The organism is Thermogutta hypogea (assembly GCF_055386265.1).
This window is the reverse complement of record NZ_AP042425.1, coordinates 260,967-283,498: the sequence shown is the minus strand read 5'-3', so window position 1 is coordinate 283,498 and position 22,532 is coordinate 260,967. Positions and strand designations below refer to the sequence as shown.

Annotated in this window: 14 protein-coding genes; 4 read left to right on the top strand and 10 right to left on the bottom strand. The window is 62.4% G+C overall.

Going from position 1 to position 22,532, the window contains the following annotated elements:
- Positions 1-11: 11 nt before the first annotated feature.
- Positions 12-677: a helix-turn-helix transcriptional regulator gene (locus ACZ5B4_RS00920; RefSeq protein WP_464912558.1), complete on the bottom strand. Its 666-nt coding sequence runs from the start codon at positions 675-677 to the stop codon at positions 12-14.
- 652 nt (positions 678-1,329) lie between these two features.
- Here ACZ5B4_RS00920 and ACZ5B4_RS00915 point away from each other — a divergent pair.
- Entirely contained in the window at positions 1,330-2,100 is a 771-nt protein-coding gene (locus tag ACZ5B4_RS00915; protein WP_464912557.1) for a ThuA domain-containing protein, read from the top strand.
- A 106-nt stretch (positions 2,101-2,206) separates the two neighbouring features.
- Entirely contained in the window at positions 2,207-2,911 is a 705-nt protein-coding gene (locus ACZ5B4_RS00910) for an SDR family oxidoreductase (RefSeq protein ID WP_464912556.1), read from the top strand.
- Between the two features lie 72 nt (positions 2,912-2,983).
- Here ACZ5B4_RS00910 and ACZ5B4_RS00905 read toward each other — a convergent pair whose 3' ends face one another.
- Positions 2,984-5,068, bottom strand: coding sequence for an ATP-dependent helicase (locus ACZ5B4_RS00905; RefSeq protein WP_464912555.1), 2,085 nt, complete (start codon positions 5,066-5,068; stop codon positions 2,984-2,986).
- Positions 5,069-5,342: 274 nt separating this feature from the next.
- Between ACZ5B4_RS00905 and tsaD the strand changes: the two genes are divergently transcribed.
- Positions 5,343-6,374, top strand: a complete 1,032-nt coding sequence (gene tsaD / locus ACZ5B4_RS00900; RefSeq protein ID WP_464912554.1) for a tRNA (adenosine(37)-N6)-threonylcarbamoyltransferase complex transferase subunit TsaD — start codon at positions 5,343-5,345, stop codon at positions 6,372-6,374.
- Positions 6,375-6,461: 87 nt separating this feature from the next.
- Here the strand turns inward: tsaD and ACZ5B4_RS00895 are convergent, their stop codons facing one another.
- From ACZ5B4_RS00895 to ACZ5B4_RS00865, 7 genes are all read right to left on the bottom strand, one after another.
- On the bottom strand, positions 6,462-6,869 hold the full coding sequence (locus tag ACZ5B4_RS00895) for a Dabb family protein (RefSeq protein ID WP_464912553.1): 408 nt from the start codon (positions 6,867-6,869) through the stop codon (positions 6,462-6,464).
- Between the two features lie 186 nt (positions 6,870-7,055).
- The gene (locus tag ACZ5B4_RS00890; protein ID WP_464912552.1) at positions 7,056-8,951 is read right to left on the bottom strand and encodes an alpha-L-arabinofuranosidase C-terminal domain-containing protein; all 1,896 of its coding nucleotides are present in this window, start codon (positions 8,949-8,951) and stop codon (positions 7,056-7,058) included.
- A gap of 105 nt (positions 8,952-9,056) precedes the next feature.
- Positions 9,057-9,911 carry a sugar phosphate isomerase/epimerase family protein gene (locus ACZ5B4_RS00885; protein ID WP_464912551.1) on the bottom strand — a complete coding sequence of 285 codons (855 nt, stop codon included), beginning with the start codon at positions 9,909-9,911 and terminating at the stop codon, positions 9,057-9,059.
- 150 nt (positions 9,912-10,061) lie between these two features.
- On the bottom strand, positions 10,062-10,862 hold the full coding sequence (locus tag ACZ5B4_RS00880) for a zinc-dependent peptidase (protein WP_464912550.1): 801 nt from the start codon (positions 10,860-10,862) through the stop codon (positions 10,062-10,064).
- Positions 10,850-12,136: a Gfo/Idh/MocA family protein gene (locus ACZ5B4_RS00875; protein WP_464912549.1), complete on the bottom strand. Its 1,287-nt coding sequence runs from the start codon at positions 12,134-12,136 to the stop codon at positions 10,850-10,852. The genes ACZ5B4_RS00880 and ACZ5B4_RS00875 overlap by 13 nt, the downstream gene beginning before the upstream one ends.
- Positions 12,137-12,374: 238 nt before the next feature.
- The gene (locus ACZ5B4_RS00870; RefSeq protein WP_464912548.1) at positions 12,375-14,396 is read right to left on the bottom strand and encodes a glycoside hydrolase family 172 protein; all 2,022 of its coding nucleotides are present in this window, start codon (positions 14,394-14,396) and stop codon (positions 12,375-12,377) included.
- A 162-nt stretch (positions 14,397-14,558) separates the two neighbouring features.
- Positions 14,559-17,786 (bottom strand): GH116 family glycosyl hydrolase, encoded by a 3,228-nt coding sequence (locus ACZ5B4_RS00865; protein ID WP_464912547.1) that lies wholly within the window; start codon positions 17,784-17,786, stop codon positions 14,559-14,561.
- Positions 17,787-18,216: 430 nt separating this feature from the next.
- Here ACZ5B4_RS00865 and ACZ5B4_RS00860 point away from each other — a divergent pair, with 430 nt between their 5' ends.
- Complete coding sequence (locus ACZ5B4_RS00860) at positions 18,217-21,423, top strand: hypothetical protein (protein ID WP_464912546.1); 3,207 nt, start codon at positions 18,217-18,219, stop codon at positions 21,421-21,423.
- 4 nt (positions 21,424-21,427) lie between these two features.
- Here ACZ5B4_RS00860 and ACZ5B4_RS00855 read toward each other — a convergent pair whose 3' ends face one another.
- Positions 21,428-22,513 carry an IS630 family transposase gene (locus ACZ5B4_RS00855; protein WP_464911496.1) on the bottom strand — a complete coding sequence of 362 codons (1,086 nt, stop codon included), beginning with the start codon at positions 22,511-22,513 and terminating at the stop codon, positions 21,428-21,430.
- Between the last annotated feature and the right edge of the window lie 19 nt (positions 22,514-22,532).

Here is a 22,532-nt window from a genome sequence, read left to right as displayed (position 1 = left end):
GATGTCGCCGCTCACATCGTCACGGTAGTTGCGGGAGCGTCCGACGAAACACCGCTGATCTCAAAGACGCAGCAAGGAGCCCCGTCATGACGACAGGCCACCTGCTTGACGGGTGCTCCGATCACCGTGGAAATGATCTCATGATCCAGAAGGCAGGCGGCTCGGTTCTCCTCGAACATGATGATATAGGGGCAGCTTCGCTGATGCACGGTCAGTTGCCCCATATCCTCCTCGATTTCCACCAAAACCCCTTCCTCCTGGAGAATGGCCGTCATCTCGCTCAAGCGCTCGGCGGGTGTCGTGCCGTGAATTCTTTGGAGGTAATGCTGGGCCAAAACCGCACTCACGCGACGGACAACCTCTTCCGTCAGTTCCGCACCGCCAATTTCACGAATCGCCCGCCAAATCGTCGGCAGCACCAGTCGCTGATTCTTCGCGAAAAGCAGCAGCAAGGCGCTGGTGGTCGCGGAATACACGTGGCGCGGACGGCCTCGCCCCTGCAACCTTTGCAACTTCCGCTCCACAAGCCCCGCCGCCACAAGCTCGTTCAACTGCTCGGTAATGGCGGTACGAGTTACCTTCATCTCTCGAATGAGATCGGCAACGCTCCGGGGCGGATTGCCCACCAAGAGCTTGATAATTCTCATACCGGCATGACTAATGGAAAGATTCTGCATCGACCCTTTTCCCGTTCCCGAATGCATTTGGAGTGTAAAGGTGCTGTCGTCGCCCCTTTTAGCACCCGAAAAACTTGGTCGCAGCCGACGGCCGACTCAACGACGCCGTCTCCGACGGATTCCACTCTACTGAGGGGGTTATTGCAACTCTCGCAGCGGTCACGCCGGGTACTTGGCGCCAACCAAAAAATCGGGCGGCACGGCATCCGCAGCGGCCTCGATATCGCCACATTTTGCTACGAAAAACGGGAAAACTATGTTCGCAAAAAAACACCCCGAAACAGCTATAAGACGGGCATTTTGCTGTTTCCGAATTCACCGTCGAAAACACATTCTATCCGATTGCGGCGGGCAAACGCAAACGCCTACTCCGCCCACCAAAAATTAAGGATGCCGACGGCTTGGCACCGTGCCTGCGCGTCGCGCGCCGTTCCGGATCCCGACGACCCTTGCCCGACGGCTCGGTTGCCGCATCGCTGTCGTTAGAGGCGGAAGCCTCGCTTCGGCAGCGGCCCGCAAACGGCCCTCCGAGTTGTTGACTTGCGGAATCGCCCGGTCTAGAGTAGCGGTTGCAATCGGGTTTCACCGCGAAGCGGCAGGGCGGTGGCTAACCCGGGCAATAACCTTGGCCCGTATCCGGAGAGGTCCCATCATGGCGCGTCATCGAGTTTCTCTGCCAGCCTTGGTTTTGGGCGCGGCGGTCGCGGCCGGCATCCCGTTTTCCGCTTATTCGGAGGAAGGGGCGGCCAAGCCGCGCAAGCCGATTCGCGTGCTTTTGACTTACGGCGGGCACGGTTTCGAGGAAGATGCGTTCTTCGCCATGTTCGACGCCTTTCCCAACGTCGAATACACCAAGAGTCAACTGCCGGAGCAGGCGGACGCCCTCAATCCGGAGGCGGCCGACAAGTACGACGTCCTCGTGATGTACGACATGGTGCCCGGCATCTCGCCACAGCAACAGGAAGCATTCCTCGCCCTCCTCAACCGGGGCATCGGCGTGGTGGCGCTACATCACAACCTCGGCGCGCATCGCGACTGGGCTGAGTACCGCAATATCATCGGCGGCAAGTACTTGCACGAGGCCTGCGAAATCGACGGCAAGAGCTATTCCGCCTCGACCTGGGATCATGACCAGACGCTCAACATCCATATCGCCGACCCGGAACACCCCATTACGAAGGGGATCAAGGACTTCACAATTCACGACGAAACCTACCACGGGTTCTACGTATCGCCTAAGGTGCACGTCCTCTTGACGACCGATAACCCCAAGAACAACACGGAAATCGCCTGGACCGGCGAATACGGCAAGAGCCGCGTTTTCTATCTGCAATTGGGTCACGACAGCCAGGCCTGGAAAAACCCGGCTTATCCTAAGCTTTTGCTCCGTGGAATTCGCTGGGCGGCCGGCCGTCTCAAGTAGATCGCGGCCGCAAAAGACAGCCTCGCGTCTGCCGATTCATTCCAAGGACTGCGAAGGCCGAGCACGTGCCGGATCGGCCGAAACCGAAGATGCCTGGAGTTGCGGCATGGAGCCGAGATGTATCGTGATAACGGGGGTGGGCCGCGGGTTGGGGCGTGCCATGTGCGGAGAATTCATCGCCCTCGGCCACCGCGTGGCCGGTTGCGCCCGCACCGCCGAGACGATCGCCGCGCTTTCGCGGGAACATCCCGAGCATCGCTTTCACGTCGTGGACGTGTCCCGCGACGGCGAAACGGCGGCCTGGGCCGACGAAGTCATCCGCGACCTCGGTCCACCCGATCTGTTGATCAACAACGCGGCGATTATCAACCGCAACGCGAAGCTGTGGGAAGTTCCGCCGGAAGAGTTCGCCGATCTGCTTCGCGTGAATATCGGCGGGGTACACAGCACGATTCGGCATTTTGTCCCGCCCATGCTCCGCCGGGGGCGTGGAGTGATCGTGAACTTCAGCTCGTACTGGGGCAGGTCCGGAGCCGCCGAAGCGGCCCCGTATTGCGCCACGAAATGGGCCGTGGAAGGATTGACGCAATCTTTGGCCGAGGAATTGCCGCCCCCGTTGGCCGCCGTCGCCTTGAACCCCGGCATCATCGATACGGACATGCTCCGCAGTTGCTTCGGCGAACAGGCGGCTCAATACCCGAAGCCGCGGGAATGGGCCGCCCGCACCGTGCCCTTTCTGCTCGGCCTGGATCGCCGTCATAACGGAAGGGCGTTGACCGCACCGTGGTCGGATTCCGCCGGTGAAGAGTGACCGGCATCCTCCCATCCTTTCCTGCCGCCTAGCGATGGGACCGCGTCTCGGCGCGGCTCGACTTCACCTGCATCATGGAAACGGACGATCGCGAGGCCAGCTATCCGCGTCATCCTGCCACTCGCATCTTTCGGCCTGAAAAAGAGTGACCGCGTCCGCCAACTCGTCCGAAACGGGCTCATCGGTCGAAGTCTGCCACCGCACATGTTCCCGTACGCTTTCGCTGACGAAGCGGGAAAGCTGAGCGAAGCCGTAATGGGCGTCGCCGGAGTAGCGGGAAATGTAGTAACGCGTGGGATGGCAGACGGCGAGATGCCGCTTGGCTCGCGTCAAGGCCACGTAAAAGAGACGCCGTTCCTCTTCGATTTCCTCTTCCGAACCCGTACTCATATCGGAAGGAATGTGACCGTCCGTGGCGTTGAGTACGTAGACCGCGTCCCATTCCAGTCCCTTCGCCGAGTGGATGGTGCTGAGGATCAAGTAGTCGTCGTCAAGCAGCGGATCCGCCGCCAGATCCTGCGTGGAAGAGGGCGGGTCCAACGTGATCTCGGTGAGCATGGTGCGGCGATCGGCGTAGCGCGACGCGATCAATTCCACCTGTTCCAAGTCGCGTGCCCGCGGAGACGGGTTGTCGTAAAGCTCCGGCAGCAGCGGCTCGTAAAACTCCCGGACCGCGGCGACTTGCGAGACGAGGGGTGCCTGTGGATCGCAGAGCCGCTCCATGAGTCCCACCAAGCCGGGCCACAACTTTTGAGCGGCGGCGGGCGGCTGGATCGAACGCCACGCATCGAAGGGAACGGGGCGGGTCGGCAAAAGTCCCAAGAGCGAGCGGGCCTTGGCCGGACCGATGCCGGGCAGGAGCCGCAGCACGCGAGTGCCGGCGACGATATCGCGCGGATTCTCCGCCAACTTCAGAAACGCCAACAAGTCCTTGATGTGGGCCGTCTCCAGAAACTTCAGCCCGCCGTACTTGTGATAGGGAATACCGCGCCGCGTCAGCTCCGCCTCCAGGACCAAGCTGTGATGTCCGGCGCGAAAAAGGACCGCCTGGCATCGCAAGTCGATACCCTCTTCCCGCAGACTCAAGACGCGGCGCACGACGTATTCCGCCTGATCCTGTTCATCTTCGCACGCCACGAGCAGCGGTTGATCGCCGCATTCATGACACGACCAAAGATTCTTGGTGAACTTTTCGGCCGCCGCCGCCATGACCTCATTGGCGACACGCAGGATGGGGACCGTGCTGCGATAGTTCTGCTCCAAAACCACCAGCCGCGTCTCGGGATAATGCTTCGGGAAGTCGAGGATATTGCGGACGGTCGCAGCGCGGAACGAATAGATCGACTGGGCGTCATCGCCGACGACGGTCAGACCGGCGCCGGTCGGGCAAAGGTGATACAGGATCTCCGCTTGCAGAACGTTGGTATCCTGGTATTCGTCCACAAAAACGCGGCTGAATCGCCGGGCCGTCTCGGACGCCACAAAAGGATCCTCCAACGCTTCCCGCCATTTCAACAGCAGGTCGTCGAAATCGAGGTTCACGTTCTCCAGTTTCCGCCGCTGATAGAGCGAAAACAGCTCGCGGAGATCTTCCTCGAAACCTCGGCACCAAGGAAAACGATCCTCCAAAACCTTTTCCAACGGCTCTTGGGCATTGACAATGCGGCTATAGATATCGGCGCACGTCCCTTTCTTGGGAAAGCGGCGGCTCGTCTTTTCCGTGAGCTTCAACTCCGCCCGCAGGACATCCAGATAGTCTTCCGCGTCGGAGCGATCCAGCACGGTGAAGTCGGGTGACAGGCCGATCCGGAAGCCGTATTGCCGCAGGATGCGGACCGCGACGGCGTGAAAGGTGCCGCCCACCAAGCCCGTCGTCATCAACGTCGAGCCTTCCTCGCTTAACGCCATGCGACGCAGCACGGCATTCACGCGGCGAATCATCTCCTCGGCGGCGCGCCGCGTGAACGTCAATAGCATGATGCGGTGCGGCGGAACGCCGTCGAGAATCTGCCATGCCACACGATGCACGATGGTGGCCGTTTTGCCCGTACCGGCGCCGGCCACGATCAAGAGCGGTTGCTCGCCGTGCGTAACGGCGTCCCTCTGCTGCGCGTTCAAAGGTTTGAGGAGTTGATTCCGTATGGATTGTTTCGGCACGATTCACCGCGTAAAAAAGAGGTTGGCCGACCGAGCGGGGATTGCCTCCGCAAGGCACCGTCGATCCTCTTCGATCCGACCGGAGGCTATCTGTAGTCTAAGAATCGCCTTCCGCGACGACTAGCATCCGACGCGGGGGCCGTTGTGCTCCGCTCCCAAATAGGGGTGATTGATCCGCGGTGCGGCACCGACATCCCAAGGGGGCGTGACTAACCGGTAGTCGCATCGTTCGACCGGAGCCGCCGCCTTACCCCGCCCTTTCGAGGAAGTGAGAATGTCCGTTCACTTTCTGACGATCGAAACCACCTGCGACGAGACCGCCGCCGCCGTCATCACAGAGGACCTGCGCGTCCTGGCCTCCGTGGTCGCATCCCAAGACGATCTCCATCGGCGCTACGGCGGAGTCGTGCCGGAGATCGCCTCCCGGGCGCACGTGGAACGCATTCTGCCCGTCATTGACGAGGCGATCCGAAGGGCGGAAATCCGGCTTACCGATTTGGCCGCCGTGGCCGTCGCGCATACGCCGGGACTGGCGGGGTCGCTACTGGTGGGTCTCTGTGCCGCCAAGGCTTTATGCGCGGCGCTCGACATCCCGCTCATCGGCATCAACCATTTGCAAGCCCACGTATACGCTTGCCGCATCGCCTCGGGTGAGGACGTCTTCCCCTGCGTCGGCCTGGTGGTGAGCGGCGGGCACACCAGTCTCTATCGCTGCCGAAACGCACTCGACTTCGAATTGCTCGGCTCGACCATCGACGACGCGGCCGGGGAGGCCTTCGATAAGGTGGCCTCCATGCTCAAGCTGCCCTATCCCGGCGGTCCGTCCATCCAGCGCGCTGCGGAGAAAGGCAATCCTCAAGCCTACGTCTTTCCAAGGGGCCTGCTCGACGATCCCGACTCGCTGGACTTCAGCTTTAGCGGCCTGAAAACGGCCGTCCGCTACGCGATCACCGGCCCCGGTCGGCACGATCCCACGGAAGTCGCGTTGAGCGAACAGCAGATCGCCGACTTGGCGGCCTCGTTTCAAGAGGCGGTCGTGGACTGTTTGGTCACGAAGACGATGCGGGCGGTGACGGGTTCCGGGGTAAAAAAGCTCTGCGTGGGCGGAGGGGTAGCCGCCAATGCCCGACTCCGCGAGCGGTTCGAAGCCGCCGTACGGGACGCCGACGTCAAGCTGTACGTTGCGCCGCTGCGGTTGTGTACCGACAACGCCGTGATGGGCGCGATCGCCGTGGAGAAGTGGCGGGCCGGGCGATTCGACGGCCTGGACCTGGACATCGCCCCCGGAGTGGTCCGAGGCGTTTAGCGCAGCGAAAACGTCTCGCAAAAATCGCCCGAACCCCGCCTCTCCGCGTGCGATTCGCGGGAGCCGCCGCTTTCTTTCGGGCGGGATCTATTCCCGAACGACGTAATCCACCACCAGCACCTTATCCAAGTGCGGTCCCAATACTTTTCCGAAGGCCTTATGCTCCGGGTGCGGCAAGTATTCGTCCCGATCCTTTTCGCTCTTGAAAGTAAGCACGAAGCAGTGGGTAAATCCTTGGGACAGATTCTCCACGCTGCAATCCGTGCCCCATTCGAACCCCGCGATTTGCGGAATCTTCCCGGGTAACGCCGCGAAGGCCTTTTCGACCGTCGCAACGTCCTCGGGCGACGTGCCGTCCTTGAATTTGAAGAGCACCACGTGCCGAAGCTGCCCCGCGTGAGAGTATTTGGCCGGGGCTTCGGCCGCCGACCTAGCGGCGATCGCCATGCCAGCCAGCACGAGGGTTGCCAAGACGCCCATCAGCCATCGTTTCATGGGGGTTTTCTCCTTATGCTTATCTGAGTTCATTTGCCGGTGCGGGATCGCTCCGGACCCCGCGGACAATCAACATTCCCGCTCGAGAGCGGCCGGACGGAACATCGACCTCACAAAGCCCGACGCTAGCCTGGATGCGTTCGCAACGGCATCATGGCGCGCGTCACGATCAAGCCCGTTCCCCGTTTATTCCCGCTTCAAGGCAATGCGGAAAATGGTGGCGCTCAAGGGACTCACCTGCAACGCTTGCCCGGCCGCGACGTCGAGTCGCCGGAGTGCGACCCGCGGAGGCTTGCCCGGATCGTTGTAAGCCATGGGATCGTCGCCGGCCACCTGCCATATTTCCGTCACGTCTCCCAGGCTCGCTCCATGCACAAGCGGGTGAAGTTCGGCGGCTTCGGTCGCGGCGTTGACCACGGCCAAGGTCAGGAAGCGGCCGTCCTCACTGAGCGCTGCTTGGACATCCAGCGGTCCCTCGCAGCGCGTTTGCACCGGCACCTGACCGAAGTGGCGACGATAGAGCACCAGCATCCAACCGGTCGTTTCCAGCGCGGCGGCCGTGGTCGTGGTCTTGATGGCGCCGATGACGTTGACGGTCTGGGCATAATTGGCCATCGTGTAGACATCCGTATTCCGGGCGAATTCGTTCAGTGCCTTGGCGACGCCCAGGCCGTCTCGCAGGAAATACCGCGTTCCCAGCTCGCCGAAAACGTGATCGCCGTACCAGTAATTCCACTCATCCAAAGCCACCGGCACGGCCTTGCCGCCCAAGATTTCCTGCCGGTACTTGCGATGAGCCGCCGCGATCTCACGGACGCGCTGGGCCGCCTGTGCCACGTGCTGGGCAAGGTCTTGCTTGGCGCCCACGTAAAAGTGTTCGCTCAATAGGTCCATGCGGTCCGCACAGTGGCGGAACATGCCCTCGGTCCACGGCCCGACGGAACCGACCGCGACCACCTGGATGCCGGGATCTTTGGCCCGCATGGCGTCCACGAAAGCGTTGTGTTTCTTGACGTACTCTTCCAACGGCATATGGCCCAATTGCCAATTGCCGTACATTTCGTTGCCGATTCCCCAATACTTGACTCGGTACGGTTCGGCATGTCCGTTTTGGGCCCGGCGACTGCCCATGGGGGTGTCGGCCGCCCCGTTCACGTACTCCAACTCTTCCAAGGCCATGGCGACGTCGCCGAGTCCGGTATTGACCACGACCAGCGGTTCCGTGCCGACGACGCGGCAAAACGTCATGAACTCGTCGATGCCGAAGTCGTTCGGCTCGATCCCTTGCCAGGCCGGATTCTTGCGGACGGGTCGTCGATCACGATCGCCGATGCCGTCGCGCCAATCGTAGCCGCTGACGAAGTTTCCGCCCGGCCAGCGATAGATCGGCGAATCCAATTCCTTTAACAGCGCGATCGTGTCGGCTCGCATACCGTGGATGTTGTCCGCGGGCATGAGCGACAGCGTGCCGATTCGCAGGCTTCCGCGACCCCGAGCCGCAATTTCCAGCCGCGCATCCTGGGAACCGACTTGCGGTGAAAAGCGGAACTCGACACGGGTATATGCCGCCTTGAGCTCGGCGACCGTCACAACCTGCCTGGCATCCTCGGCTTCGCCCCAGGCGAGGCAGATATCGACCGGAGCCGCCTCCGCGTCGCCCGCCAGCCAGGCATAACCCACGTATTCTCGGCCCGCGATGACGCCCAGTCCGCCCTGCCCGATTCCGCACGGCGTCTCGCCGGTCGCTCGAATCTCGGGCACATGGTCGCCCACAAAGGGGTCGCGATCGCTCATCACGACGGCGCCTTGCGGTCCAATCGGATACCACGGCGACGGCCGGCTCCCGACGCTGTGAAAGAACTTGCGGTCCTCGATCATCTCGGCCCAGATTCCGCCGTAAATGCACCGGCCCAGATGCTCGATGAATTGCCCGTAGATGTACGGCGAAATCGGGGGACCTGCTTGCGTCACATCGACGGCCACCTCAACCGCCCGTTCGGCAGGCTCGGCTGCATAGCCGCCATCGACCGCAAAACCGCCCAACCACAACAGCAAAACTCCAAAGCACAACCAACTCCGCATTGCACTTCTCCTGTCGACATGGGAGCGTGATCGTCTCGCGCGACTGCGGCCCTTGAGCGACCTCGCCGCGAACTATCCGGTTCCGTCACCCTGCGCCGCGGCAATTCATCGGGAAACCAGCGTATCCAAGACTCCGTTGACGTAACCGACGGTTTCCGCCAAGCCCGGCAGCGGATCGTCCTGATCCTTCTCGAACTCGAAGGCCGCCATGCCCGAAAACCGGATCTCGACCAATTTCCGCAGGAACCCCGGCAAATCGATGATCCCGCGCCCCGCCTCCACGCACTTCCCGGCGGGGGCGGCTTGGTCGACATCCTTCAGATGCACGTCGATCAATCGGTCCGCGAATCGTTCCGCATCGGCAATCGGGTCGGCCCCGATACGAACGGTGTGGCCGATATCCATGCACAAACCCAAACGTCGATCGAAGGGTCGGACGCGCTCGTAAACGCTTTCCGGGGTGGGGAACTTCTTATCGCCCGGCCCGTGGTTGTGAATCGCCACCGCGATGCCGGTCTCGCGAATGCGGCGATCCAACAGCGGCACCAGCTCCGGATCGGGAGAGGCCACGATGACCCGCATCCCCGCCGCCGCGGCATAGGTGAACGCGTGATTCACCTCGTTTTCGTCGGACATGTTGACCACACCGCAGGCATACAAATCGATGCCTGCGTCGGCAACCTCTTTGCGGACGCGCGCGATTTCCTCCGGCGACGCCTCCAGCGGCAAATGGAAGGACTTGAGGCAGATGTGCTTCAACCCCACCCGCCGGGTCATCGCCAAGGCCTCGGTCAACGGAAACGCGCGGAGCGTGTACGAGGCCAGAGCGAGCCGAAAGGGGACCTTGTTCTCGTTCGTTTCCATGCCGGCCGCCAGGGAGGCGGGCAGGAGGCTCGGCGCCAAGAGCCCCAGGGCGCCGGACGCGAAGAAACCTCGACGTGTGGCAGTACCGTTACGCATAACATCCTCCGAAGGCGCAACCTCAGAACTTGGAATCGCCAAGACCGTGATACACTCCGTCGTTGCAACAACGATTCGGCCGGGACGGCCTATTCGCACTCAAAGCTTGAAAAGGACCGCCGAGACGGGCGTACCCTTCCGTTCCCAACATCACCGCGAGTCGGGCGTCGCCTCCCCGTCCGAGAGCGGAACTCCCCACAGCTCGGCAATCATGCGATAGGTCTCCGGGTCGTGCCGGCGCAACTCCTCGCGATCGAAAGGGTAAAAGTCGTTCCGCCCGAAAAAGGCCTCGGTATTCTCGGCGAAAAACTCCATCGGGTCCTTAACGGCATAGGCTCTTTCCGTGTGCCCATGAACGTGCTTGACTTCATTGTACAACCCCGCTTGCGTTGCCCGCTCCCAGGCCTCGCGAATGCGGCGATTGCCGTATCCGTCGGGCAACACTTGGTCGTGGTAGGCATGGGCGGTTTCGTGCAACACCATGCACGGCTGGGCCTTGCGCCAGCCGAGGAAGTTTCGGGCGTTGGAGATTTCGATCCCCTTGGCCTTATCCGGATTGACGCCGTGCGAAGCCAGCCACTGTCGGCTGGGGTGATACACCATTGCGCCGCGAGGATTCGCTTCCCGTTCCGCCCAGATCGTCACGCCGCGAACCCGTTCCAGCGCCTCCGGCGGAAGAACGCGATCGATCTCCTCGAGCTGCTCGGTCAAGGATTGTTTGACCCGACCCCAAAGCGCACCGTCTTGGTAGAGGTCGGGATGCACCAAAACGCGCCGGCCGACGATGCGTTCCTCATGGTATTGCTCAGTGGGGGTAAATGCCGCGGCAACCGCGGGATCACTCGCGGTATCGTAAGCGATCTCCTCGCCCGCAAGCATACTAAGCGATGCCCAACTCAGTACCAGCAGCCCGGCAAAAATCGGTGTCGCCCGGCGGATCACAATTTCCATCCTTCGCGATAGGGTCTATTGATCCAGGGATCAGCCTCGGGACAACCGATGGCTTTGAGGTTCTGGGCATCCCATTCGATCTTTCGGCCCGTGCGGAAGGCGACTGTGCCCAGGAGGGCGGCCTCGGTGAGGGGGCCGGAGTACTCGAAGCGGCACGTCGTCGTGCCGCGTCCCTTGCAAGCCTCGATCCATTCCAAGTGATGGCCGACGGACGCCGGAATCGTCTGCGGCGGAGGGGTCAGGTCGGCGAATTTCGCCTCCGGCCACAGCAGGCGCCTGCCGTAGTCGGCCAAGAGCATGCCCTTTTCCCCTACGAACAATACGGCGGAAGCCCAATCCGGCAAGCCGGCCTCGGCCTGCAACGGGGGACGCTTGCCGCCGTCGTACCATGTCAGCTTGACGGGGGGAAGATCGCCGCGAGCCGGGAACTCGTAGCGCACGATCAGCCACGGCGGTGTTCCCTCGGGATGCGGCGGCGGGCCTTCCGCTTCCACCGTCAGCGGATAGCGAAGGTCCAACGCCCAAAAGGCGAGATCGCAGTAGTGGCAGAAGAAATCTCCCAGCCCGCCGTTGCCGAAGTCCTTCCAGCCCCGCCAGCGGCCCGGCAAATACGTCGGATGGTACGGCCGATACGGGGCGGGCCCCAACCACAAATCCCAGTCCAAATAGTCCGGAACGGGCGGTGTATCGGTCGGGCGGTCTCCCGCGCTGTAACTGGCGGCCGACCACACGTGCACCTCCGAGATCGGGCCGATCACGCCGGCCTGGACCAGCTCCACCACACGGCGATAGTTGTCGCCCGCATGGATTTGCGTACCCAATTGGGTCGCCAAACGGTTTTTCACGGCCAATTCCGTGAGCACCCGAGTCTCTTGAACGCAATGCGTGAGCGGCTTTTCGCAGTAGCAATGCTTGCCCAGGCTCATCGCCGCCGCCGCGGGCGGAGCGTGCGTATGGTCGGGCGTACTGACTACCACCGCGTCGATCGAGTTCTGCAACTCGTCCAGCATCCGGCGGAAGTCGCGGTACAGCCGGGCTTGCGGATGGTCCTTGGCCGCCGCCGCCAGGTAATTCGCGTCCACGTCGCACAGGGCCACGATGTTTTCCGAGGACACGCCCGACAGATTGGCCGCGCCTCGGTTCGCCACGCCGACGACGGCGACGTTCAGTTTTTCGTTCGGCGATTCCGCCCACGACGGCAGCACCCAACAACCGCCGACCGCCGCGGCGCTCGCCCCGAGAAAGCTTCTTCGTGAAAACTTGCGGCGTTGCATGAAAATCTCCCCTGGGAGCCGGAGGACAATGCAAACCGGCGCCCCGAACGGGAAGTCGGCCGGCCTGCGGAAGGACCACCAAAGTCGAACGCAAGCATAATCCGAGCGGTCACGTCATACAAGCGCTTTCGTAGAACGAAAAGCGCGATTGCCGGACCGAGTTTCCTCTGAGGGCTGCGATGACGACGGCGCATTCCGCGCCGCTTCGGAGTCACGCCGCCCGAGGATCCCGTCGGCGTCAGTCGGCCGGCTCCGCCACGACCTCATCCAGCCCGAACATGTACGCCTTGACCGCCGCGTCGTTCGCTCCGACGATTTCGACTTTCAGCGTGTTTTCACCCTCCTTGAGATCGAACGTGCCCAGCGGAATGACGTCGGTCCGGATCACTTCCGGATTGTACAAATCAATGGGATCGCCGGCCTTGAGGCCGTTCACGTACAACTGCACGATCCCGTAATCCCGGGCCTTGGTCAGAATTACCCCGAGCTTGTGCTTTCCGCCGCGCTCGGCATGGAAAGCGACTTCGAGGACGTGGCCGGGCCGGGCATCGGTCCACCAGAGATGATCGTCACGGCTCCACTTGCCCGCGCCGAAGTGCCGCATGTCCTGGGTTTGGACGTTACCCATCGGCTCGTTCAAAATGCGAAATCCTCCCGCGACGGCCGGGCGCTTGACGTAATAACCGTGGCGATGTTCGACCGCAACCGGCTGATACGGATCCGCGCCCTCGCCGTTCAAGTACCAGCAGACCGTCACGGCGTATTCCGTGCCCTTTTCCTCGGTCTTGAAGTATTTCTCGATGTAACCGTCGAAGGCCGTGTGGAACGGAATGTTGTCGACCAAGTGCCAACGGTAGACGGACTGGTGCCCTTTGTTGTTTTGCGTCATCGTCTGACCGTGGTAGGCGCGCTGGAAAAGGTTGGGGTCGCACCAAGCGTAGCCGAAATAGTCCTCGGATCCGGTCCCGAACGTGGAGGGATACTTCTCGCCGTCCACAAAGAACTTCTCGTCGCCTTCGCCCCACCAACCGCCGACGGGATTCCACACGTGCAGCATTACGCCGAGAAAACGGCCGCGCCCTTCGGTTCGCAAGAGCGACCAATCCGGCCAACGGTCGGCCGGCACTTCGAACGTATCCCGGTGCCACTTGCAATGGAAATAGCCGAGGTTTTCGAACGACTCCAACGGCATGCTGACGACTTCGTAGTCGATCGTCCGGGCCTTGTCATCCTCGTTACAGACCTCGATCCTCGCCTTGCGAGCGAAGGGCATGTACCAGTAGGCATATCCGCCCTCCTCCGTCATTCCGGTGAGAAATCCCTTGTAGTAGTTGACTCCCGGGGCCGTACCGAAGAAGTCGCCCACGGGGCACCATACGGCGGGTTTCGCTTGTTCGTCCCACGTGATGCTCAGCGTTACCCGGCGCATGGCCGCCATTTGGTCCTCGCGATCATCGCTCGTGGAAACCTTGCCCTTCAGAGCGACGATCGCGCGCGGACCGGTCAGCTCAAGCGACTGCCGCTCGCCGGGCGCCAACACCAGCCGGCCGCCGTTCGCCTCCAACTCTTTTCCGGCGTACACCGGCGGCAAATCTCCCATCTTCGCCTCGAAGAACTTGTGCACCTTGCCCAGCAACTGGGCATGTTGAGCGACAAGTTCGGGACTGAAGGTCGGCACCGTAGTGCCTTTGGGATAGGTACGATACACAAACTGGTAATACGCCCCCCAGCCCTTCTCGGCCACGATTTTGCAGGACTTTTGATATGGGATCGGAAGATAGAGGTTCTGTCCTCGGCACCCGAATTTTTCCAAGGCATACGAAAGCTCAGGGAAATTGAAGGGAGCCGTGTCGCCCGAAAAATACTGTTTGAACGGCAGGTCCACGACCGGCTCGTCGCTCCCGTCCAAGTAGATTTTGACGCGGCCGTCTTGGGGCAAGGCCGACCAGATCCGCCAGATGCAGCCCGGACCTTCCATTTCGGCCATCACTTGCAGGCCGTTCTCCTCGCGGATGATCCCGCCGCCGTCGCCGTTGGCATCCCAATTCACGTATTTCCCCGTCGCTTCGTCATACCGACTGGCGCGGTCCCAGCTCGACCACTGCTTGCAGCATTCACCGTCGGCGGGCAAAACCGCAGGTGCTCGCGGGTCGACCATCTGCATGACGAGGTCGCTGTAGGTATACGACGCGGATTGTGCCCATACCGGTCCGACCGCCAGTAGCGACGCCAAAACTCCCAAAGCCGCAGTTGCTCTCATCGTTACCTCCTAATGAGTGTCGATCTTTCAGCCGACATTTTGGACGACGGATCGGGCCTGCCGCCCCGCATAAACCCTCTCCCGCCGTGCACCGCCCACCGGCGACCGACCGGAAATGTTCCCCGGCCGGCACGCCGCGTTTGTCCTCATCCAACCCAGCGATTAGGCGATCGTTACCTCCAACGCCTCTCCCGCCTGAAGCGTCGCCTCCCGTCCCAGGGTAATCGTAACGCGATTGCCGCAACGCTCGACGGCACCGGGCAACTCGATGACCGTTTCCCCGGCGCGTTTTCGTACGGTCGCCATCACCGGGGCTTCCGTCGGGGCCTCCAACGCCAATGATTTCAGGCGAACATTCCCCCACAGCACCGTTACAACGTTGATCTGACGCCCGTCCTCGCGCCGCTGCTCGATCGTTCCCCAGCCTTCAGCCGCGGTAAACGGAGCACGAAATCGCTCCGGATTCAACTTGGGTGCAAATCCCAGGTGGGATCTCGGCCCATGATACTCGAAACCGCAGAGCGCCAGGAATACACCGTGCGACGCCATACCCCGGGCATAGTGGTCGCCGCATTCGACCTCATTCCACGGATTGTGGCTCGAAGGATGGTACCGTTCATGAATTCCCCGGCAAATGGCCAGGGCCTCGGTCACCATACCGTCCCAGACCATGTTACCCGCCACTTGGTACTCAATGCCCGTCCAGATTTCATCGCGATAGAGGACGCTGTCCGGACCCAGGTGCTTCGATTTCGGCCAGGTGCATGTGAAGAGGCCGGCTTGTCCGGGCCGGGCGAACCATCGTTGCGGGGGATGGGCCTGGTTTTGCGGCCCCACATCCGGCGCCCAATTGTACGTCCAAATCGCCTTCAAGGCGGACCGGACTGCCTGGGACGGATAGATGTAGCCCAAACCGACCAAGTGCGCCCAGCCTTGTCCGAACAGTTGGTCGGACAGGCAGCCGTCGGCATACTGATGCTTGGGATGCTTCTCCAGATCGACTTTCTGAATGAAGTATTCGCCGTTGAACAACTCCCGCATGGCGGCCTCGCGCCCCGCTTCGTAAACGCGGCGGCACTTTTGGGCAAAGGCTTCGTCTCCCAGCTCCATGGCCATCTCCTCGGCCGCGCGGCATGCCGCCAAATAGAGCGACCCGATCATCGTATTCGGGCCGAAAAAGTTGATGTCGTACGTGTTGTGCTGTTCGCCTTCGATCAGGCCGTCGTCATTGCCGTCTTGCTCGAACAGGAACTCCAAGGCCTTCTTGATTCGCGGCCAATTGTTTCGTAGGAACGCGTCGTCCTTGGAGCATTGATGTTCGCGGTAAGCCTTCAGTATCGTGCCGCCCTGCGAGTCGCCCGCCCACATCGCCCATCCTTCGCCGCGAAATCTCACGGCACCGGTCTTCTCATCGAACCCGGCCTCGGGGTTGAAATCCTGCATCTCGCGAACCGATCGTTCCAGACGCGGGAACAAGCGGGCCATGCTGTGCTCGTAATTCCAAACGTGGGCGCACGTGCCGTGACAGCATCCCACTCCCTCCCAGGCCCAAAAACGCCCGTTGGCCCACCATTGGCAAGTCCCGGTAGCCAAGGTGGAAACCGTGGACAGCAAACGGTCCATCAACCACCGCGGGAAGGTACTGGTTTCGTACCAAATCTCGTGCCACTTCAACGTCTGCTCTTTCAATCGCCCCAGGTGGGCTTGAAGATAATCGCACACGGCGTCCACGTCGGGGAATCGCACCGCGTAGTAATTCCCGCGTTCCGGACGCTGCGGAAAATGCCACGCGACGGCGAAGGTCAGCCGGGCCGTTTCGCCCGGTCGAAGCTCGAGCCGGTAGGCCAAGCCGCCGATCTGCTTTTCACTCAGCGGTGCCTCGCCGGAAAGGGTGGCGGCCCCCTGGGGCAAGGCATCGGCCTCGAACAAGCTGGGAAGCGGCTCCGCCCGGCCCGGCCACATCGCGCCCAAGACCTCGGCCTCGGCCGGCCGCCCTTCCACAACGGCCTCCATTGCGGCCAGCATCATGGCCCCGAAGTCGGGTTGCGTTTCCAGCGGCCCGCCCGGCACGGAACGAGGGTCGTCGCGCAATTCGATCTGATCGATGTTGATGTGCCCCCATCCGCCCGACTCACGGTCCACGATCTCGATTTGGGCGGTCTTGCCTTCGAACTCACGAACGTCCCAGTTTTGCCATTCCAACTTCTCTTGATTCCGCCCCACCGCCGTGCGAACGACTCGGCCGTCCACCAGAAGATTGATGCATGTTTTATCCGCATGGTTTCCGCCGCCGATGAGGAAGCTCATAAAGCGACGGTCCACGACGAACGGAGGCGAGACGAGCCTACCCTGCGGCCGATCTCCGCCGAGGAAGGAGTTCACCAACCCCTTGCCCGCGAATCCGCTGACTTCCTGCTGGTTGGGCAGCGTGCCCTTCGCCGGCGCCGAACCGAAGGCCTCTCCCTCCACCGTCCACGCACCATAGTCGGGGCCTTCGAAGTCGGCCAAGACGCGCGGCTCGCGGAGTCCGGCGGGCGGCGGAGAAGATTCCACAGTGAAGCGGATTCGTCCGCCGGTGCCGTCTCGCCGGCACTCGGCCTTGCGCTTGCCGAAGAACCATGCGGCGGAATGGCAGGCGACGGCGTTCTCCAACCACCCGCCCAGCGTCACTTCGATCGCACCGTCCGACACGTTCTTGATCGTGTAGGTCAGCAGCGTGGCCGGGAGTGCGGAATCTTCTTCATTCAGCGGAATAAAGGGGGAAAAGGCCTGCAACGTCACGTGGACGGGCAGGGCCGGGTCCGGATACTCCACCCAGGCCACCGGGTACTCGCCGTTGAAGCGGACGTTGGGAAATCCGGTGCGATCCAGCGGTCGCCGCCAGGTCTTGTCGCCTTGACGCACGGCCACCGCAAAACCCTGCACTGCGGGATAATTCGGGGCGGGATTCTTCTGATAATTGTCCGCGCCGTAGCCGCTGAATGCCGTCTTATTGAAAATATCCCAATGTGTCAGCCGCCCGTCCCCGGAGAGATAGAGCTGGCCTGCGCAGATTCCTCCCACCGGCATGGCGATCTTGTCCAAATCCCCGCCGGAGTACCACGTCCGCTCGCCGCGTTCGAACAGCCGAGCGATCCACTCCGGTTGCAGCTTCTTGTCGGCGGGCACGAAATGGTCGGCGGTGTCGCTCGGCTCAAACGGCCCGGCAACGGCCCAACGCGGCGTTCCGCAGAGGATGGCCGCGGCCGCGCCCGCTTGAAGTCCCCGCTCCAGAAATCGCCGTCGCGTGACGATCTCGCCGCAACCGGCGGTCTTGGAATCGCAGCAACCTTTTGAAACCGAGGAAGAAGATGCGTCCACTTGGGGAAGAATCGGCTTCGGCGTAGGCATGGTCGGTCGGTCCGGGAAAAAAGGCGGAGGGAGAACAACGATCGCGTGGAATCCCAACAGCGCATGACGCCCGCGGCGCTCGTCGCCCCAGCGGCTCGGCTTCGAACCGCCCGCCACGGCGTCACGCTTGCATCCCGCGGCCAAGTGCGAGGTCGTCCGCAGTCGTTCGGCGCCTCACGCGGCTCAGGTAGGCGAAATTGTAAATGCTCTTGTTACGGTTCTCAAGCGATTGAATCCCGTTGAATTCCGACCGGCCGATCCTGGCGCGAGGTTTGTCGGTCCCCTCCGGCAAGAATTATCGCCGTAACCCTGGGCGGCGATTTTGCGTCATGCTTGCGGCCTAGCCGGCGGGACCTTATGATCCCGTTCCAGGATTTCCCTTTGCCCTGCCTCATTGCCCGCCGTCATCGTCCATCCGAGAGGTGCCTTCATGCGAACCTTGCCGCTCCTTGCGATTCCGTTGTGCCTGCTGATGAGCGCCGACGCCTTCGCGGAAGAGATGGTCGGCTCGCGGCCTTACGAAATGGACTGGGCGGAGCGGATGGAGGACGATCACCCGGCCTTGATCGACTTCGAAGACCTCGAGGGGTGGAGCGTGACATGCAGCGACGCCGAGGCGTCGTTCGCTCGCACCAGGCGGCAGCAACTCTGGGGTCGTTTCGTAGGAACGTTGACCTACCGCGGCACCGGACCGCAGCCGCGGGTCTTAATCCGTCTTTCTCAGCCGATTACGCTGCCCGATGACTTCGACTGCATCAACTTCTGGGTCTACGGCAACAATTGGGCCTGGGTCCCCGACCCCAATACGCCGCCCGTCGAGATCGCGATCCTATTTCGCACGAGTGCCGGCCGGGAAGTCCGCGTGCCTTTGGGAACCGTGCACTGGCGGGAATGGTGGTTGATGCACCGCAAGCTTCCGCCGGACCAAGCGGCCGAGCTCAAGAGCGGCGCCACGCTGGCGGCGATCGAGGTCACGCGCGGTCGGAACAGCGAGGATCGTGAACTGCACTTCGACAACCTGTCCGTCTATCGCGAGGAATTGCCGCCCCTCAGCTTCGAGCCGCGGCCGCGCCGGAACCTCACCCTGCCGGCCGATCAACCCGTCGGGACGAACACCGGACCGGGCACGCTGCCGTTTCCCACTCGCGAAGAGACGCTTTTGCCGGACAACTTGACCGCCGATTTCACGGTCGATTTGAAGCAAGAGGGAGATGCGTTCCTCTTCGTGTATCAAGGCTCGGACGGACGTCTCGAGTATCGCTACCTTCCCCGAACGGGAACGCTGTCCGACATCTCGGCGACATGGGAACCGAAACAGGCTGAGGCGGCGGCGTCGCCCGGCCCGCGCTTCGAATTTCGGCCCATGGTGGACGGCGCCGTCGTGTTCGCGCGTGACGAAAAAGGCGGCCATGCCCCGCCCACGGTCGAGGAGGCGACGGACCGGCCCGGTCCCGCCGCGCTGCTGTCTTGTGAAAGAAACGGCGACTCGGTCACGGCCCGATGGCGGAAGCCCTGCGGTGAACACGAGGCCGTGGTGGAGTACGCTTTTCGGCTGTGGCAAAAGTCGCTGGTGGTGGACGTCGCCTGCCGCGGCGGTCACGTGGAGCAGTTCCGTTTCGGTCGCGCCGAGGGGTTGCCGCAGCCGCGGCTCGTGACGCTGCCGTATCTCACATGCGACGAGCAACGTCCCGCCGTCGTAGTCGCCGGAACCCAAGATCAACCCGTCTTCATCTTCGGAATCATGGATCATTATCGCTCGAACGCCTCGGCCCTGTGGGCGGCCAACGGCGTCATCCGCGAGGGCGTGGTGTATAACGGCGGCTCCCGCTATCTCCCCAAAACCGACGGCGTCCGCAACGACTGCTTCGAGCGGCTGTTTCTGACGGTTTCTTCCCGATTCGAAGAGGTCCTGCCGAATATCCCCAATCCGCAATCACCGTGGATGCACGTGGCCGGGGAGCGGCTGTGGATCGCCCACGGGGCCTCGGATCGTGCCAAAGACTATGCCTTGTGGAAACAACTCGCCCGCTACGGCATGACCAAGGTCGTCATCACGGACCATGAGACGGGATGGAGGGACGGCGGCGAGAGTTTCACGTTTCGTACCCGGGCCGCGCCGGGCAAAGGCGGCGACGAGGGGCAAGCAGAATACGCCCGCAAGGTCCGCGCCCTCGGCTTTCGCTACGGCATTTACAACAACTATACCGATTTCGCGCCGGTGAACGAGTTTTGGCACGAGGACATGGTGACGCGGCTGCCCGACGGCAATTGGCAAACCGCCTGGCCTCGCTGCTACAATCCCAAACCGGCGCGGGCCGTGGAATTCGAGGCCCGCTTGGCCCCCATCATCCAAGAGAAGTTCCAACTCGACACGGCGTATTGCGACGTTCACACGGCGGTCCGGCCGTGGAGCTACGTGGATTATGATGCCCGCGTGCCCGGTGCCGGCACCTTCGCCGCCACCTTCTACGCCTACGGCGAAATCATGTTGCATCAAAAGCGGACCTGGAACGGCCCGGTTTATAGCGAAGGCAACAACCACTGGTACTATTGCGGTCTGACCGACGGCAACTACGGGCAAGACCAATCGGCCCGCCTGAGCGAGCAGCCGTGGCTGGTCGACTTCGACCTCCGCAAACTGCATCCCCTTGGTTGCAATTTCGGGATGGGAAACCCCGAGATGTTTTTCGGTAACGTTGGTTTGGGCAAGACCGCGGAGGACCGCGAGACCCGCCTGGACCGGTTTCTCGCCGCGACGCTGGCGTTCGGTCATACGGGATTCTTAGTCCTGCACGGTGGGATGCCGACCGCCGCCCGCAGTTACTTCAATCTGCAACAAGTGCATGCCGCCTACGCTCAAGCCGTGGCAAAGGACATTCGCTACGCGGATGCAAGCGGCAAGCTGCTGGATAGCTCCGCCGCACTGGCCACGGGAGCCTTCACCCGGTCTCAAATCCGCACTGTTTATTCGAACGGCCTGACGGTTACCGTCAACGGGCATCCCGATGAGAATTGGGCCGTCGACGGCATGGTCTTGCCGCCGAACGGCTGGCTGGCGCGGAGCGACGACGGCGAGCTGCTGGCGTACAGCGCCCTGTTGGACGGCCGCCGCGCCGATTACGTGGACTCGCCCGCCTATGTGTACGCCGACGGTCGGGGCCGATTCACGCGATTTCCCAAGGCCGCCTCCGACGGCCAGTTGATCGCTCACAAGCGAGAGGACGGCCGGTTCGAGGTCATCCCGGTGGGGGAGTGTCGAGAGTTCGCGATCGGTCTCGACGGCCGCTCGGCCGACGTCACCGCTTTGGACGAAGAGGGGACGCAGATCGGCAGCCCCGAGATCCGTTATAGTCGCGGGCTCGTTCACGTCTTGCCCGTTCCCAGGGCGTTCAGCTACGTCGTCTCGCCCCGGGAAGAGAGGCCGCACGGCCTCGATTGCCACCGCACCCAGGTCGTGCCCGGCGAGACGGTCGTCGTGCAGGGGACGGAGGCGCACACGTGGCAAGTTCCCGCGGACGCGCCCGCCGGTTCGCATCTCTGGCTATCCTTCGAGGACGCCTGGATCGACTTCGATGTCGTACCGCTGGTGGACGCACAACTCGCGTTCGACGACCGCTGCGAACTGCGACTAGTGTAGTGTCTCACTCAGATGGGGCCTTATCCAGTGCGGCGCGGGCGCGACGGACTTTGGCGAGGATCGCCTCGGCCTTGGCCGTCCACGTGAAGCCCTTGGGATTGGCATTGTGATCGGCAATGTATTCATAGATCGCCCGTTCCAACTGCCGAACGCTCTTGAAGACGCCGCGGCGAATGCGGCGATCCGTGATGTCGCGAAACCAGCGTTCGACCAGATTCAGCCAGGAACTACTCGTCGGCGTGAAGTGGATGTGAAAGCGTTGGTGCCGTGCCAGCCACCGCTGCACCTTCGGATGCTTGTGCGTGGCGTAGTTGTCCACGATCAAATGCAAGTCGAGTTCGGGCGGCGTCTCCGCATCGATCTTCTTGAGAAACTTCAACCATTCCTGATGGCGATGTCGCGGCATGCACTCGGCGATGACCTTGCCTTCAGCCACCTCGATGGCCGCAAACAGCGTCGTCGTCCCGTGGCGTTTGTAGTCGTGCGTCAGCGTACCCAACCGGCCGGGATACAGCGGCAAACTTTTCTGCGTGCGATCGAGCGCCTGAATCTGGCTCTTCTCGTCGCAGGAGAGCACCAAGGCGTGTTCGGGCGGGTTGAGGTACAGGCCTACGAGGTCCACGACCTTTTCGACAAACCGCGGATCGTTGGAGACCTTGAAGGTCTTCACCAAGTGCGGCTTCAAGCCGTGGTCACGCCAAATGCGATGCACAGTCGCCTTGCTCACCCCCACGGCCTTCGCCATCGAGCGGGTCGACCAGTGCGTGGCGTTGGCGGGCTTCTCCTGCGTCGTCTTGCGGAGGATCTCCGCCTCCTTCGCGGCGCGGACCTTCGGTCTGCGACCGCCGCGCGGCTTGTCCTTGTCGAGGCCCGCCAGGCCCGCCTCCAGGAAGCGGGTCCGCCACGTTCCCACCGTGCGACGCGTGCAGCCGAGTTCGGCGGCAATCTCGTCGTTACGCTTGCCCGCCGCCGCGGCCAGGACGATCTTGGCACGCAACACCACGCGTGCCGGCGTGCTCCGACCCCGCGACCATTTCGTCAGCGTCGTTCGTTCCGCGTCACTCAACTCGATGGCTTTCGCAACTCGCATGGCGTCATCCTCCTCGGTC

What these genes read in the sequence shown, in the direction of transcription:
- ACZ5B4_RS00920 (WP_464912558.1), bottom strand. Translation starts at nt 677, where the DNA reads ATGCAGAATCTTTCCATTAGTCATGCCGGTATGAGAATTATCAAGCTC.
- ACZ5B4_RS00915 (WP_464912557.1), top strand. Translation starts at nt 1,330, where the DNA reads ATGGCGCGTCATCGAGTTTCTCTGCCAGCCTTGGTTTTGGGCGCGGCG.
- ACZ5B4_RS00910 (WP_464912556.1), top strand. Translation starts at nt 2,207, where the DNA reads ATGGAGCCGAGATGTATCGTGATAACGGGGGTGGGCCGCGGGTTGGGG.
- tsaD (WP_464912554.1), top strand. Translation starts at nt 5,343, where the DNA reads ATGTCCGTTCACTTTCTGACGATCGAAACCACCTGCGACGAGACCGCC.
- ACZ5B4_RS00895 (WP_464912553.1), bottom strand. Translation starts at nt 6,869, where the DNA reads ATGAAACGATGGCTGATGGGCGTCTTGGCAACCCTCGTGCTGGCTGGC.
- ACZ5B4_RS00890 (WP_464912552.1), bottom strand. Translation starts at nt 8,951, where the DNA reads ATGCGGAGTTGGTTGTGCTTTGGAGTTTTGCTGTTGTGGTTGGGCGGT.
- ACZ5B4_RS00885 (WP_464912551.1), bottom strand. Translation starts at nt 9,911, where the DNA reads ATGCGTAACGGTACTGCCACACGTCGAGGTTTCTTCGCGTCCGGCGCC.
- ACZ5B4_RS00880 (WP_464912550.1), bottom strand. Translation starts at nt 10,862, where the DNA reads ATGGAAATTGTGATCCGCCGGGCGACACCGATTTTTGCCGGGCTGCTG.
- ACZ5B4_RS00875 (WP_464912549.1), bottom strand. Translation starts at nt 12,136, where the DNA reads ATGCAACGCCGCAAGTTTTCACGAAGAAGCTTTCTCGGGGCGAGCGCC.
- ACZ5B4_RS00870 (WP_464912548.1), bottom strand. Translation starts at nt 14,396, where the DNA reads ATGAGAGCAACTGCGGCTTTGGGAGTTTTGGCGTCGCTACTGGCGGTC.
- ACZ5B4_RS00865 (WP_464912547.1), bottom strand. Translation starts at nt 17,786, where the DNA reads ATGCCTACGCCGAAGCCGATTCTTCCCCAAGTGGACGCATCTTCTTCC.
- ACZ5B4_RS00860 (WP_464912546.1), top strand. Translation starts at nt 18,217, where the DNA reads ATGCGAACCTTGCCGCTCCTTGCGATTCCGTTGTGCCTGCTGATGAGC.
- ACZ5B4_RS00855 (WP_464911496.1), bottom strand. Translation starts at nt 22,513, where the DNA reads ATGCGAGTTGCGAAAGCCATCGAGTTGAGTGACGCGGAACGAACGACG.